At 71.4% G+C, this 12,947-nt stretch carries 10 protein-coding genes; 6 read left to right on the forward strand and 4 right to left on the reverse strand.

The features are described from left to right. On the reverse strand, nucleotides 1–1,321 hold a 1,321-nt coding region (locus ACG2DA_RS04100), incomplete at its 3' end, for a 3-dehydroquinate synthase (protein ID WP_395254198.1). A 324-nt stretch (nucleotides 1,322–1,645) separates the two neighbouring features. Between ACG2DA_RS04100 and ACG2DA_RS04105 the strand changes: the two genes are divergently transcribed. From ACG2DA_RS04105 to ACG2DA_RS04130, 6 genes are all read left to right on the forward strand, one after another. After that, on the forward strand, nucleotides 1,646–5,584 hold the full coding sequence (locus ACG2DA_RS04105; protein WP_395254199.1) for a hypothetical protein: 3,939 nt from the start codon (nucleotides 1,646–1,648) through the stop codon (nucleotides 5,582–5,584). A gap of 94 nt (nucleotides 5,585–5,678) precedes the next feature. Beyond that, nucleotides 5,679–6,758 (forward strand): tol-pal system YbgF family protein, encoded by a 1,080-nt coding sequence (locus ACG2DA_RS04110; protein ID WP_395254200.1) that lies wholly within the window; start codon nucleotides 5,679–5,681, stop codon nucleotides 6,756–6,758. 188 nt (nucleotides 6,759–6,946) lie between these two features. Beyond that, on the forward strand, nucleotides 6,947–7,717 hold the full coding sequence (locus ACG2DA_RS04115; protein ID WP_395254201.1) for a MotA/TolQ/ExbB proton channel family protein: 771 nt from the start codon (nucleotides 6,947–6,949) through the stop codon (nucleotides 7,715–7,717). A 47-nt stretch (nucleotides 7,718–7,764) separates the two neighbouring features. Further along, nucleotides 7,765–8,250 (forward strand): ExbD/TolR family protein, encoded by a 486-nt coding sequence (locus ACG2DA_RS04120; protein WP_395254202.1) that lies wholly within the window; start codon nucleotides 7,765–7,767, stop codon nucleotides 8,248–8,250. 78 nt (nucleotides 8,251–8,328) lie between these two features. Continuing rightward, complete coding sequence (locus ACG2DA_RS04125) at nucleotides 8,329–8,820, forward strand: ExbD/TolR family protein (protein ID WP_395254203.1); 492 nt, start codon at nucleotides 8,329–8,331, stop codon at nucleotides 8,818–8,820. Between the two features lie 111 nt (nucleotides 8,821–8,931). Continuing rightward, complete coding sequence (locus ACG2DA_RS04130) at nucleotides 8,932–9,474, forward strand: hypothetical protein (protein WP_395254204.1); 543 nt, start codon at nucleotides 8,932–8,934, stop codon at nucleotides 9,472–9,474. A 233-nt stretch (nucleotides 9,475–9,707) separates the two neighbouring features. Here ACG2DA_RS04130 and ACG2DA_RS04135 read toward each other — a convergent pair whose 3' ends face one another. The 3 genes from ACG2DA_RS04135 to ACG2DA_RS04145 all read right to left on the reverse strand — a co-directional run bounded on the left by ACG2DA_RS04135 (nucleotide 9,708) and on the right by ACG2DA_RS04145 (nucleotide 12,922). Beyond that, nucleotides 9,708–11,036, reverse strand: coding sequence for a hypothetical protein (locus ACG2DA_RS04135; protein WP_395254205.1), 1,329 nt, complete (start codon nucleotides 11,034–11,036; stop codon nucleotides 9,708–9,710). A gap of 289 nt (nucleotides 11,037–11,325) precedes the next feature. Continuing rightward, entirely contained in the window at nucleotides 11,326–11,994 is a 669-nt protein-coding gene (locus tag ACG2DA_RS04140) for a non-canonical purine NTP pyrophosphatase (protein WP_395254206.1), read from the reverse strand. 94 nt (nucleotides 11,995–12,088) lie between these two features. After that, the gene (locus tag ACG2DA_RS04145; RefSeq protein WP_395254207.1) at nucleotides 12,089–12,922 is read right to left on the reverse strand and encodes an SDR family NAD(P)-dependent oxidoreductase; all 834 of its coding nucleotides are present in this window, start codon (nucleotides 12,920–12,922) and stop codon (nucleotides 12,089–12,091) included. Between the last annotated feature and the right edge of the window lie 25 nt (nucleotides 12,923–12,947).

Genomic DNA, 12,947 nt, shown 5'->3' on the forward strand with positions numbered 1-12,947 from the left:
GCCGGGCCTCCGCGTGACGGGGGAGGGACTGTCCTAAATCTTGAAAAAAACCTTCCCACGTCGCCCCGCGGTCGCGGGCGGCCCGGGAGAGCGACCGCAGCGCCTCCCGCATCGCCGCGTCGTCGATCTCGTGCACGTTCACCGGGAGGCCGACGCCGTTCAATAACGTGATCGTCAGCCGGCCGCCGAGGTGCTGGCGGAACTCCTCCAACCCCCGCAGCAGCCGGTCGGCTTCGCCCAGCAGCGGGTGCCACAGCGGCAGGCCGAGGGCGGCCAGACAATCCAGCGCCCGGTCGGCGTCGCTTTGCGGCAGGCCGTGGACGGCGGCGGAATAAAGCACGTCCAGAGCCACGCCCATGCCGACCGCCTCCCCGTGGCGGACGGCGTAGCCGCTGAGCGGCTCCAGCCGGTGGGCGCTCCAGTGGCCGAAGTCCAGCGGCCGGGCCTCCCGGGCCTCGAACGGGTCGCCGCCGGCGGTGATGTGATTGAGGTGCCACAGACAACTCGTTTTCAGGGCCGGCCAGTAGGCGTCGAACTCGCGGTTCTTAATGGCGGCGGCCCGGTCGCAGAGGTCGGCGAAGTCCTCGGCGCTTTTGAGCAGGGAGACCTTCACGCATTCGCTGAAGCCCCCGCGGAAGTCGCGGTCGGGCAGGGTCTCCAGCAGGCGGGCGTCGTTCACCACGGCCCAGGGGGCGGCGAAGGCGCCCTGCCAGTTCTTCTTTTGAAAGCGATTGACGGCGTTTTTGACGCCCACGCCGCTGTCCCCCTGCGCCAGCGTGGTGCTGGGCAGACGAATTAACCGCACGCCGCGGTGGGCGGTCGCCGCGGCGTAGCCGACCGCGTCCAGCACGGCCCCGCCGCCCAGCGCGAGCACGTAGCTGCGGCGGTCCAGATCGGCGTCGTTGATCGCCTTAAGCACCCGGTCCACGTGCCGGGGGTCGTTCTTGCAGGCCTCCCCGCCGACGATGCGGTACGCCCCCGCCGGCTCCGCCAGGCCCGCGGCGGCCCATTCGGCCAGCAGTTCGTTCAGACGCTCCGTCAGGCCGGGCACCCCCTCGGCCAGGGCGGCGTCCGTCCAGATCTGCACCTTGGGGACGACGCGGTGCTCGCCCTCGCCCGACTCCAGCAGGGCCGCCAGTTCGGAGGCGTCGGCCCCCAGGGCGTCTCGGGTGAACCGCAGGCGGTGGGTCAGCGGGACCGTGAAGGGTACGTCGAACCGATCGGCGTCCCGGTCCTGTAACAGACCCGGCCCGGACGAACGCGACCCGGACGGCGGGGCCGGAACGGCGGCGGGGGACGCCGGGCGGGAGGGATCAGACACGGCAGACGGAGCGTACGGGGCCGGTGGCGCGGGGGACCGCGGTCTCCCGCATCATTCCTTGTCGATGGGGGTGGAGGAAACCCGGCGACGTTCCACCCTAGAGGCGGTTCGGGACGAGTCCACGGGTGATTCCCCGAGGGCGGCGCTCCGGCCCGGCGCCGGCGGACGGCGGGTGGTTTCCCCCTCACAGACGGTTCCCGCGCTCGCCGCGCGCCCTGTCGCCGGCGGCCCGACGCCAATTGCGGCCCCCTGATTCTCGACGTATCGTGACTGCGTTCCCGCTCGGGAACTCGTTCCGGCCACTCGTTCCCCTGTCTGTCTGGTATGCACCACGCCCCCCCCCCGCGGACGGTCCGGCCGTGGGCGACGGCCCGGCGGACGGTCCGCCCCGTTGCGGCGGGCCTGTGCGGCGTCGCGCTGCTGTGCGGGCTGCTGTGCGGGGCCGCGGTCGCCCAGGACGACGCCGCGGAGTCCTCCGCGCTGGACGGGCCGGAGCGGGCGTTTTTGGAAGGCCTGCGGGAACGGCGGATGGCGGATTACGCCCTGCTGGAGATCGACCGCCTCGCCGCCGACGAGGATACGCCGGCGGAACTGAAGACCGCGCTGCCCTACGAGCGGGCCCTCACCCTGCTGAGCCTCGCCCGCACCGCCGGCCCGGGGGCGAACGCCCGCGCCCGGCTGGACGAGGCCTCGGCGCTGCTGGAGGACTTCGCCCTCAAGAACCCGAACCACCCCCTCGCCGGCGACGCCCAGTTCCTGCGGGCGGAGATCCTGCAACAGGCCGCCGCCGATTTGCTGGACGTGGACGACCCGGTCGCGCTGCCGGAGGAGACGAAAACGCAGGCCCGGCGCCTGCTGGAAGACGCCGAACGGGTCTACGGTCGGGCCCGCGAAGGCCTGGAACGGACGATCCGGGAGATCGGCCTGGAGCAGCGGGACGACGCCGCCGTCGCCCGCCGCACCGCCGCCGAGGGCCGGCTGATCCGGGCCCGGGTGGAGGCCGCCCGCGTGGTGTTCCGCCGGGCCCAGACCTACCCGGTCGGCAGCCCGGACCGCAGCCGCCTGCTGGACGAGGCCGACGCCCCGCTGGAGGAGTTGCGCAACGACTTCCGCCGCAAAATCGGGGCGCTGCCGGGCCGCATTATTCAGGGCCAGATCCGCATGGCCCGCGTGCCGGAGGACCCGGAGGCGGTCAAGGCGCTCTCCGGCGAGGAGAAAGCCGAGGCCGTCAAACAGCTGACCACCGCCGCGGCGATCCTGGAGGAAGTGGTCAATCAGGAGCCGCCCGGCGGCGCCGGCCCCGCGGTGCGGGCGGCGGTCGACCGGCTCCGCGGGACGGCCCAGCGGTTGCGGTTGTCGGTCCTCAACCACCCGCTCAAGGCCGATCATCAGACCGTCGTCACCCAGGCGACGAACTGGCTGGACGCCGACCGCGCCCGCGGCGGCACGGACACCGGCGCCGGGGTGATCTTCGAGCGCGGCATCGCCCACGAGCGCGGCGCCCCGGCGGAGGACGGCCGCGAGCGCACCCAGGCGCTGCGGGCCGCCCTGACCGACTTCCAAACCGCCGCCCGCCGCAGCGACGCGGTCCGCGGCCCGGCGACCCTCGCCGCCGACCGCGTGCGGGAGAAGCTCGGCCTGGATCGGGACGAGCCCCGCAGCTTCGCCGACGCCTTCGACGCCGCCCAGGCGCTGCTCCGCCAGCTCAAGGAGAAGCAGGACGCCGTCGCCGCCGCCGAGAGCCCGGAGGACAAGGCCGCCGCCCAGGGGGACCTGGACTCCCTGCTGTCGGAGATCGCCCGGCTGCTCAACGCCGCCAACACGCTGGCGGATTCGACCACCAACGTCGGCGAGTTGAACCGGGCCCGCTACCTGCTGGCGTACGTCAACGCCCTGTCCGGCCGTAATTACGAGGCCGCCGTGCTGGCGGAGCACGTCGCCAAGCACTTCACCCCCCCGCCGCCGGACCCGGAGAACCAGAACGCCCCGGACCAGTCCGCCATCCCGCTGCAGGCCGCCAGCACGGCGGCGCTGGCCTGGACGCAGGCCTACCAGTCCCGGCCGGAGGGCTTCGACGGCGATTTCGAGCTGGCCCAGTTGGAGCGGATGGCCTCCTGGATCGCGGAGCAGTACCCCGACAGCGACCAGGCCACCAAGGCCCGCGTGACCCTCGGCCGCGTGCTGCTGAACGAGGGCGAACTGGCCCGCGCCGCCGAGGCGTTCGCCGCGATCCCCGAGTCCGACCCCGGCTACGCCGACGCCCAGCTGCGGGCCGGCGACGCCCTCTGGCGCCGCAGCCTGGAGCTGGCCCGGGCCGAGGCGGCCGACGACCCCGCGACCGCGCCCCCCGCCGGCGACCCGTCTGCCGACGAACCGGGCCCGGAAACCCTGCGTGAGGAGGCCAAGCAGTACCTGCAACGCGGCGTCGCCAAGGCCGAGGCCGCCCTCAGCGGCGACGCGGAGCCTTCGCCCGCGCTGGTGATCGGCAAAACGACGCTCGCCCAGATTTATAACGGCGAGGGCGAGTTCCAGAAGGCCGTCGACGAACTGACCGGCGGCAAGGCGAAGGTGAAGAACGCCGTCGCCGCCCCCGGGGAGGGCGAACGGCCCGAGCGGGGGATCGAAAGCGCCGCGTTCGCCAAGATCGTTTATCAACAATTGTTGCGGGCTCAGATCGGCCTCAAAAACATCGACGCCGCCCGGGAGACGATCAAGGAGGTCCAGTCCGTCAGCGCCGGCGGGGACGTGGGCGTGTTCGTCTCGCTGGGCCGGCAGATTCAGGACGAACTCGAGGGCATCCCGCCCGGCCCGGAACGGGACGAGGCGCGGGCGAACCTCGTCAGCTTCCTGGAGGAGATCGCCGGTTCGGACGACCAGACGTTCGGCTCGCTGATGTGGGTCGCGGAGACCTACGCCGGCCTCGCCGAGAGCCTGCCGGAGAACTCCGCCCAGGCCCGGCAGTACTACGACGCCGCCGCGAAGGCCCTGCGGTCCGCCGCGCAAAACCATCTGCCGGACGAGAACCGGGAGTCCGCGGAGAACGCCGTGCGGCTGCGGCTGGCCGAGGTGCTGGCCGGCGCCGGCAAGTACCAGGAGGGCTACGCCCAGGTCGAACAGGTGCTCGAGGGCAAGCCGAACGCCCTGAACGTGCAGACCGTCGCCGCCAATCTGCTGGCTGACTGGGGCGCGGCCGAGGCCGACGCCGCCACGCTGGTCAAAGCCCTCACCGGGGACGAGGCGGCCCACGTCTGGGGCTGGGGCAAGATTTCCCAGATGCTCGCCCGGCAACTGGCGACGCCGGAGGGGGATCGTTTTCAAGACGACTACAACGACGCCCGCCTCCAGATCCCCACGGTGCGGGCCGCCCTGGCCGAGACGAAGTCCGGCGAGGAGCGGAAGGCCGAGTACCAGAAGGCGGAGAAGGAACTGCTCTCTTGGGTGACGTTGACCCCGCCGGACAAGATCGCCCCGGAAACCCGCGCGCGGGCCGAGGAACTGTACCGCAGCCTGCAGGAGAGCCGGGGCGTGACCGCGCCGGAGCCGCTGCCGGCCGGCGGCGCCCCCGCCGGAACCCCCTCCGGCGACGGCGGGGACTCCCAACTAGCCGACGCCGGCGACGGGACCGCCCCGCAGAACGCCGCGTCCCCCAACGCCGCGGCGGAAGACGAGGACGAGGGCCCGAACGTCGTGCTGCTGATCGTCGGGCTGGTGGTCCTGTCGCTGATCACGATCGGGGCGATCGTCGCCTTCAAGCCGAAGCCCCGGAAGCGGGCCGCCCGCCGCTCGACCGGCAAACCGCGGGACGACGGCGCCACGCACGCCAAGATGAAGGGGCACGGGGTGGTGCGCAGCTCGCTGCCGGAGATCGCCCCGATCCCCGCCGCCGCGCCGGCCGCCGACGAGGACGACGGGCCGACCGGCACCGGCTTCCCGGACTTCTCCGCCCTGCCGCAGAAGAAAGCCTCCAAGCCCGCCGCCGGAACCGCCCCGCGGACCCGCTCCGGCTCGTCCAGTTCCGGCACGTCCGGCCCGGAAGCCGTCAAACGGCGGCGGTCCTCGTCCGGTTCGTCCTCCGGCTCGTCCGTGAGCGGGAGTTCCTCCAGCGGGAAGACGCGGCGGTCCGCCGGCTCCGGCGCCGCCGCGCCGGACGGCAAAACGGTTCGCCGCCGCTCCTCCTCGTCGGGGTCGTCGGGCTCTTCGTCGTCCGGTTCGTCTTCATCCGACGCGCCCCGCAAGCGGCGGCCGAAGCCGCCTTCGGAATAGCCCCCGCGGCCGCCCGCCCCGCCGCGGTCCGCTCCGCGGCGCGTTTCGCCGCCTGCCGGCCGTCGCCCCGTTCGCTCCGACTTTCGCTCGCCCGATGATCGCCCTTCCGCTTCCCGCCGCCCGTCGCTCCGGCTCCCGGCCCGCCGCGACCCGGTTCGCCGTGATTTGGGGTGCCGCCGCGTTCGCCCTGCTGGCGGCGCCGGCGTGGGCGGACTCCGTGACGCCCCGGGGCGAGCCGACGATCCCCGGGACGATCACCGCCGGCGACCGCAGCGAACTGACGATCAAGCCCGCGACCGACCCGGCGGAGACGGTTCCGGCCGCGGAGATCGCGGAGGTGAGTTGGGACGGCGAACCGGCGACGATGGGCGCCGCCCGCGGCCGCGAGGGCCGCGGCGACCTGGTGGGGGCGCTGGAGGTCTACCGCGAAGCGGCCCCGAAAATGGCGAGCATCGGCCCGCTCGCCAAGGCGGACGGGCAGTTCCTAGTGGCCCGCGTGCTGGGCAAGCTGGCCCTGAACGACCCCGCCCGCCGGGCGGAGGCCGTCGCCTCGCTGCAGCAGTTCGTCAAGGACTACCCGGACCACTTCCGCACCGACCCGGCCCTGCGGATGCTGGTCGACGTGCAAACCGCCGCCGGCGAGCTGGACGCCGCCGCCGCGACGCTGGAACAGCTCAAGCAGAGCCCGTCGGAAGAGTTCCAAACGGCCGCCGCCGTCGCCGAAGGTCAGCTGGCGTTGAAGCGGAACGAGGCGGACGCCGCCCTGAGCGCCTTCGATTCCGTGCTGCAGAACGCCGAGGGCCGGGCCGCCGCGGAGGCGAAGATCGGCCGGGCGGCGGCGCTGACGCGGCTCAACCGGCACGACGAGGCGCTGACCGTGTTGGAGGGCGTGCTGGACGAAACCGACGCGAGCGACGCCGAACTGCGGGCCGCCGCCCACGTCGGCCGGGGCGAGAGCCTGCAGGCGACCGGAGAAACCAAACCGGCGATCCTCGAATACCTCAAAGTCGATGTGCTCTACTCCGGGGCCAGCGCCGCGCATGCGGAGAGCCTGTATCATTTGTCCCGGCTGTGGGCGACCGTGGGCCTGCCGGAGCGGGCCGCCGAAGCCGCCGCCAAATTGAAGACCAATTACCCGAACAGCGACTGGGCCGGAAAGCTGTCCGCCGGCTGATTTCCGCCGGCTGATTTCCGCCCGCCGCCGCGTCCCCGACCCGCGGTCCCGCCCGCCCGTTTAGACCGCCCGTTTAGACCGCCCGTTTAGACCGCCGCCCCGACCGCCCGCTCAGCCCCCGGCCGACGCCCCGCGTCCCGCCCGTCATCGTTCCCGCTCACCTTCCGACCGGTTCCCGCCGTCCCGCCATGTCCCGCCGCTTCGCGTCCGCCCTGTTGTTGGGCCTGTTCCTGCTGACCCCCGCGGCGAGCTTCGCCCAAGACGTGGACGCCGCCCCCGCCGGGGGCGCCGATCCCGCGACCGCCGCGGCGCCGGAGAGCCAGAACTTCCTGGTCTGGATGTTGGAGGCGAACGGCTGGCTGTTCGGCCTGATCTTCCTGACGCTCTCGTTCGTCACCGTGGCCCTGATCACGCTGAACGTGCTCAAGGTGCGGCGGCAGAACTTCCTGCCGGACGGCTTCGTGGAGGACTTCGAGGCCGAACTGGGCGCCAAGAATTATCAGGGCGCCTACGAGTTGGCCCGCGAGGACGAGAGCGTGGTGGCCCGCGTGCTCGCCGCCGGGCTGGGGCGGCTGAACCGCGGCTACCCGGAGGCCGTCGAGGCGATGCAGGAGGTCGGCGAGGACGAAAACATGACCTACGAGCACAGCCTCAGCTACCTGGCGCTGCTGGGCGCCATCGCCCCGATGCTGGGCCTGCTGGGGACGGTCTCCGGCATGATCGCCTCCTTCCAGACGATCGCCCAGAGCACCACCGCCCCCAAACCGGCCGAGCTGGCCCAGGGCATTTCGCAGGCGCTCTTCACCACGCTGGAAGGGCTGGCGATCGCGATCCCCGCGATGGTCGCCTACAGCCTGCTGCGGAACCGCGTGGCCCGCTACATCCTGGAGGTGGGCATCGTCAGCGAGGGCCTGATGCAGCGCTTCAGCGCCCTGGGGCGGACCAAGAAGGACGCCTGAGCCCGATCCCCCGGTCCCATTTATAGCCCCCACCGCCGGAGCGGACGATGCGCGTCAAAGAGCGGGAACCGAACGTCGCGGAGGTCGATATGACCCCGATGATCGACATCGTGTTCCAACTAATCGCCTTCTTTATGGTGATTACGAACTTCGAAAACACCCGCGCCGACGAGCGGGTCAAGCTGCCGATCGACGCCATCGCCCGCCCCATCGAGGCTCCCCGCGACAAGGACCTGCTGCTTAACGTCGGGTTCAACCGCAACGCCGACGGGTCGGTGATCGGCGACCCGGACGAGGCGTTGGTGTTCGACCAGGCCGACGAGGGGAAGGGCGTGCCGATCCCGCAGGCCGACGCGATCCTCGCCCGGGAGGCCCGCGGCTTTCAGGACGAGGGCACGAAGCTGGAGGACGTGACCGTGGTCATCCGGGCCGACGCGGAGGTCCCCAGCGGACAGATTCAAAACCTGATTTCCAAAGCGCAGGCCCAACAGTTCACGCTGTTCGCGGTCAAGGCCCAGCAGGAAGAACAGTGACCGACGCCGCAACGACGGGCGCCGCAACGACGGGCGTCGCGGCGTCCCCCACCGATCAGCGAGTTTGAAAGCGCACCCATGAAATTCCGCGGCGGCAGCAAGGCCGAAAAAATCGCGCCGCAGATGGCGCCGATGATCGACGTCGTGTTTCAGCTCCTGATTTTCTTTATGCTGACGTTGAAGATCGTCGCCCCGGAGGGCGAGTTCGGCATTAATATGCCGCTGGGCCAGGGCAACTCCGAAAGCGACTCGCTGATCCCGGAGATGGACGTCCGCGTGCTGGCCACGCCGACCGGGGAGCTGGGGGCGTTGCAGCTCAACGGCGTGAACCTCGGCAACGACGAGGCGGCGTTCGCCGAACTGACGAGCAAGATCCGCGCGATCGCCGGCGACCCCAGCGGGGAGACCCCCAACGAGGAGCTGTCCGTCACGATCGATCCGGACTACGACCTGAACTACCGCTGGTTCATTAAAACCGTGGGCGCCGTCAGCGGCGACAAACTGCCGGACGGCACGACCGTCCCGCTGGTCGGCAACATCAAATTCGCCCAGGCTCGGCAACCGCGGTAGGGGCGGAGCGATCGCATGTGAGCCCGGAGCGCAAGCTCCGGCCGCGCGTCGCCTGAGGTGCCATCGGGCGTCACCGCCGACAGGGGACGGGAGATTAAGGTTGCCGGCTCAATGAAGGACCTGTTTGCGATGTTCGGTTTCACACCCGACGTGGTTCGCTGGTCGGAACTTTCGCCGGAAGAACGGGGGTTCGCGTGGCTCGAGGAGAATTATGGTCCTCTCCCGCGAACGCATCTCGAGTCGATCGCCAAAGTGGAACTGGAGGATCGGCGACGACTGATCGCTTGGCTCGACCGGCTACTCCCGTGGGAATCGGCCGACCGCCTGGGCTTCCCGCTTTGTGAGCGTCTGCGGCTGCCCGACGAGTCCTGGAACACCGATGCCGGCGTCGAGTCCGTACGCCAATGGCTGTACGGCCGGTCCGTGCCGTACGGAACGACGATTTATGCGTTCTACGATCGTCGACAAGCGCTCCGCATGCCTTGGCGGCTGCTCGTGAAATACTGGGACGCGTTTGCTTGGTCCGTCGGCGACTCGATGATTGCGACGGACTCCACAGGCCAATGGGCCTGCGTGTTTCACCATGAAAACGTCATTGAGTTTGGTCGCTACGGCCGAACCGAGCCTCTGGTCAATAACGGATACGCTATCTGAAGAGCAATCAGGCGTCGCTGCCCCTTCACCCCCGACCCCTCTCCCCCAAAAGGGGGCGAGGGGGGACACGATCTGCGGACGATGAGAAGAGGTTCGCTGCGCTCTGCTCCCCTCTCCCTGGAGGGAGAGGGGCCGGGGGTGAGGGGGGCGAACGGTTCACCCGTTCCCGCTCATTGCGGTGATCAATCGTCTGACGGGTGAGCCGGCGGGCGGTGAACGGCGTGAGGGCGGCCCTATTCCTCGTCGTCGTCCCGGCGGCGGCGGTTGCGTTCGTATTCTTCGAACTCGCGCTCGAACTCCGCCTCGCAGGCCGGGCAGGCGTCGGAGGTGCTGAAGTGCTGGACCCACCGCACCGGGTCGAGTTCCGGGTGCGTTAATTCGGTGGGGCAGATCTCCTCCAGCAGGTAGGCGTAGCTCTCGCGGGGGGTGAAGTGCTCGCAGACGTCTAGGGCGATGCCGTGCTCCGCCAAGCGGGAGAGCAGCAGTTTGAGCGCGGCCTCGACCTTGGCGTCGTCCAGCTGCTCGGGCCGGCGGAGCCGCAGGGGCGGATCGAACACCTGCCCGATCGGCACGCCGGCGCCGCCCTCGATCAGGGCTTCGAGCCGCCGGAGGTCCTCGCCGAACTGCCCGCCGGGGGCCTCGCCCTCGCCGAACCCGCCTTCGTAACCGTCGTCGCCGAAGCCCCCGAAGCCGCTGCCGAACAGGTCGGGCATCGCGTCCCGGTCGAGGGCGTCGGCGTCGTCATCGAGGGCGTCCTGCAGGGCAGGGTCGAACAGGCCGAACGGGTCGTCGTCCTCGTCGTCGAACAGCGCCTCGCCGTCGGCGTAGGGGGCGTCGTCCTCTTCGTCGTCGTACCCGAGGCGGAAATCGCCGTCGTCGGAGTAGCCCGCCCGTTCGTCGTCGTCCCGGTCGGAGCCGGCGACGAGGTCCGGGTCGTCCAGGTCGTCCTCCTCGTCGTGGGAGGGCAGTTCGGTGATGACGGGGCCGGCGAGGTGCAGGCGGACGCGGCCGTTCTGACTGTCCCATTCCAACCGCAACAGGTCGCGGCCGGGGCGGGCGGGGTCGGAGCTCGGCCGGGCGGGGGTGGGGCCGGAGGCCGGCGGGGTGAGGCCGGCGGCGGGGCCGTGATCGCCGCTCCGCAGGGCGCCGCCGGGCTCGCGGGGGCCGGGGCGGTCGAGGGTCATCGGGCCGGTCGGGCCGACCTGCTGCCAGGCGAGGGCTTCGGAGAGCTCCGGCGGGGTGAAGATCTGCACGCCGTCGGGGGCGGACTCGAACCGCACCCGTTTGCCGCGGAGGCCCTCGCCGGCGTCGCCGGTGAGGTTCAGCGTGATGGGGTGTTCCTGGCCCCGCAGCTTGATCCAGCCGCACACGGCGTAGGGGCGGGTGTTGTCGATCTCTCCGCTGACGACCAGCGGGCCGAGCCGCACCGGTTTTTTGCCGGCCGCGGTCAGCGGCGGGACGCCGTCGCCGGATTCGTCGCCGGGTCGCCCGTCGCCGGGGGGGCCGCCGTTGGGAACGCCGAGCCGGTTGGTGGGGGGCCGGTTGTCGCTGGGCACGCTCACGTCTCCGGTTCTCCCGTTGAGGTGCGGGCGAGGCGAATCCGGCCGAACCGGTCGGACCCGTCGTCCGCTGGGGGAAGTGTACGCCACCCGGCCGCGGGGTGAAACGGGGGGTTCTCCCCGGCGCCGCGGATCCGGGCGGGGGCGGGGCTCGCGGAAGGCGGAACCGTCGCCGCCGGTCGGACCCGCTGGGGGCGTTCCCGGTTCGTGGTTCCCCCTTTCCCGCAGGGGCTCTCCGAGCCGTAGGGTCCGACGCGCGCCGCCTCAGGGCCACGGCGAACCGGGGGGAGCGTCAGGCGGACCGCAGCAGACCGGCCAATTGGGGGCCGAGGGACCGCAACGCCCGGCCGCGGTGGGAGAGGGCCCGCTTCACCGCCGCCGGCAGTTCGCCGAAGGTGCGGTGCAGCTCGCGGATTTCGAACAGCGGGTCGTAACCGAACCCCCCGGTCCCCCGGCGCTCGGCGGCGATGCGGCCGCGGCAGGCGTCCTCGGCGGTCAGCACGACGTCCCCGGCGGGGTCGGCCACCGCGACGCTGCTCACGTACCCGGCGCCGCGCTTCTCCGGCGGGACGTCGTCCAGTTCGCGCAGCAATTTGTCGTTGTTGGCCTCGTCGTCGCCGTGCGTGCCGGCGTAGCGGGCGCTGTACACGCCCGGCGCCCCCTTCAGCGCGTCCACGCACAGGCCGCTGTCCTCGCCCAGCACGAACCCGGTCCCGTCGGCGAAGGGGGGGACCCCCTGCTCAGCGAGGAACCGGGCCGTCTGCGTCGCTTTGAGGGCGGCGTTGGCGGCGAAGGTTTCGCCGTCTTCGACCACTTCCGGAACCGGGCCGTATTGGGCCAGTTCGCCGCCCTCGTCAAAAACGGAGACGTCCCGCACCGCGTCGCCGCTCACTCCGTAGCGGGCGAGGAGATCGACGACCTCCGCCAGTTTTTTCCGGTTGCGGGTGGCGAGGATGAGCAATGTCGGACGTCGGATTTGGGATGGGGGACGGAGGGGCTTGGGGCGGCGTCGAACGGGGCATATCCGCCATCCGACATCCCCAATCCCACATTCCTCAGATCGTCATCGCACTGAACCCGCCGTCGACGCAGAGGTTCACGCCGGTCATGAACCGGCCGGCGTCGGAGGCGAGCAGCAGCACGGCGCCGGCCAGTTCGCCGGGGTCGCCGAAGCGGTTCATCGGGGTGTGGTTCATGATCGCCGCGACCCGCTCCTCGGAGAGGATGTCGCGGTTCTGCTCCGCCGGGAAGAAGCCGGGGGAGAGCGCGTTCACCCGCACGCCCCGCGGAGCCCACTCCCGGGCGAGGTTGCGGGTGAGGTTCAGCACCGCCGCCTTGCTGGCGCTGTAGGTGAAGACTTTGGAGAGCGGGATCTCCGCGGACATGCTGGCCAAATTAATCACGCTGCCGGAGCCCCGCTTCAGCATCGGCGGGCAGAGAACCTGACAGGCCAGCCGGACCGAATCGAGGTTCACCTTGAAGATCTTGTGCCACTCGTCGTCGGAGATCTCCAGGAACGGCGTGGCGGCGTTCACCCCGGCGGCGTTCACCAGCACGTCCGGGGCGGCGCCCTCGGCCAGCAGGGCGTCGCGGAGGCTTTCGAAATCCTCCCGGCGGGTGGCGTCGGCGGTCATGACCCGGGCGGTTCCGCCGGCGGCCTTGATGCGGTCGGCGACCTCGTTGCCGGCGGCCTCCCCGCGGCCGACGATGATCAACTCGGCGCCGGCGGCGGCCAGGGTTTCGGCGATCGCCCCGCCCAGCACGCCGGTGCCGCCGACGACCACGGCCCGACGGTCGGTCAGGTCGAACAGCTCTGCCGGCGGGGTCGCGGCGGGGGAGGGGGTACGGTCGCCCTCGGGGGCGGTCGGGTCGTTCTCGGGTGCGGCCATGCCCGCAGGGTAACGAGCCGCCCCG

The organism is Alienimonas sp. DA493, assembly GCF_043951915.1.
Taxonomy (GTDB): Bacteria; Planctomycetota; Planctomycetia; order Planctomycetales; family Planctomycetaceae; genus Alienimonas.

Excerpts from the sequence above, each read along its gene's own strand:
- ACG2DA_RS04110 (WP_395254200.1), top strand. The coding sequence starts at position 5,679 with ATGATCGCCCTTCCGCTTCCCGCCGCCCGTCGCTCCGGCTCCCGGCCC.
- ACG2DA_RS04120 (WP_395254202.1), top strand. The coding sequence starts at position 7,765 with ATGCGCGTCAAAGAGCGGGAACCGAACGTCGCGGAGGTCGATATGACC.
- ACG2DA_RS04145 (WP_395254207.1), bottom strand. The coding sequence starts at position 12,922 with ATGGCCGCACCCGAGAACGACCCGACCGCCCCCGAGGGCGACCGTACC.
- ACG2DA_RS04115 (WP_395254201.1), top strand. The coding sequence starts at position 6,947 with ATGTCCCGCCGCTTCGCGTCCGCCCTGTTGTTGGGCCTGTTCCTGCTG.
- ACG2DA_RS04105 (WP_395254199.1), top strand. The coding sequence starts at position 1,646 with ATGCACCACGCCCCCCCCCCGCGGACGGTCCGGCCGTGGGCGACGGCC.
- ACG2DA_RS04125 (WP_395254203.1), top strand. The coding sequence starts at position 8,329 with ATGAAATTCCGCGGCGGCAGCAAGGCCGAAAAAATCGCGCCGCAGATG.
- ACG2DA_RS04130 (WP_395254204.1), top strand. The coding sequence starts at position 8,932 with ATGAAGGACCTGTTTGCGATGTTCGGTTTCACACCCGACGTGGTTCGC.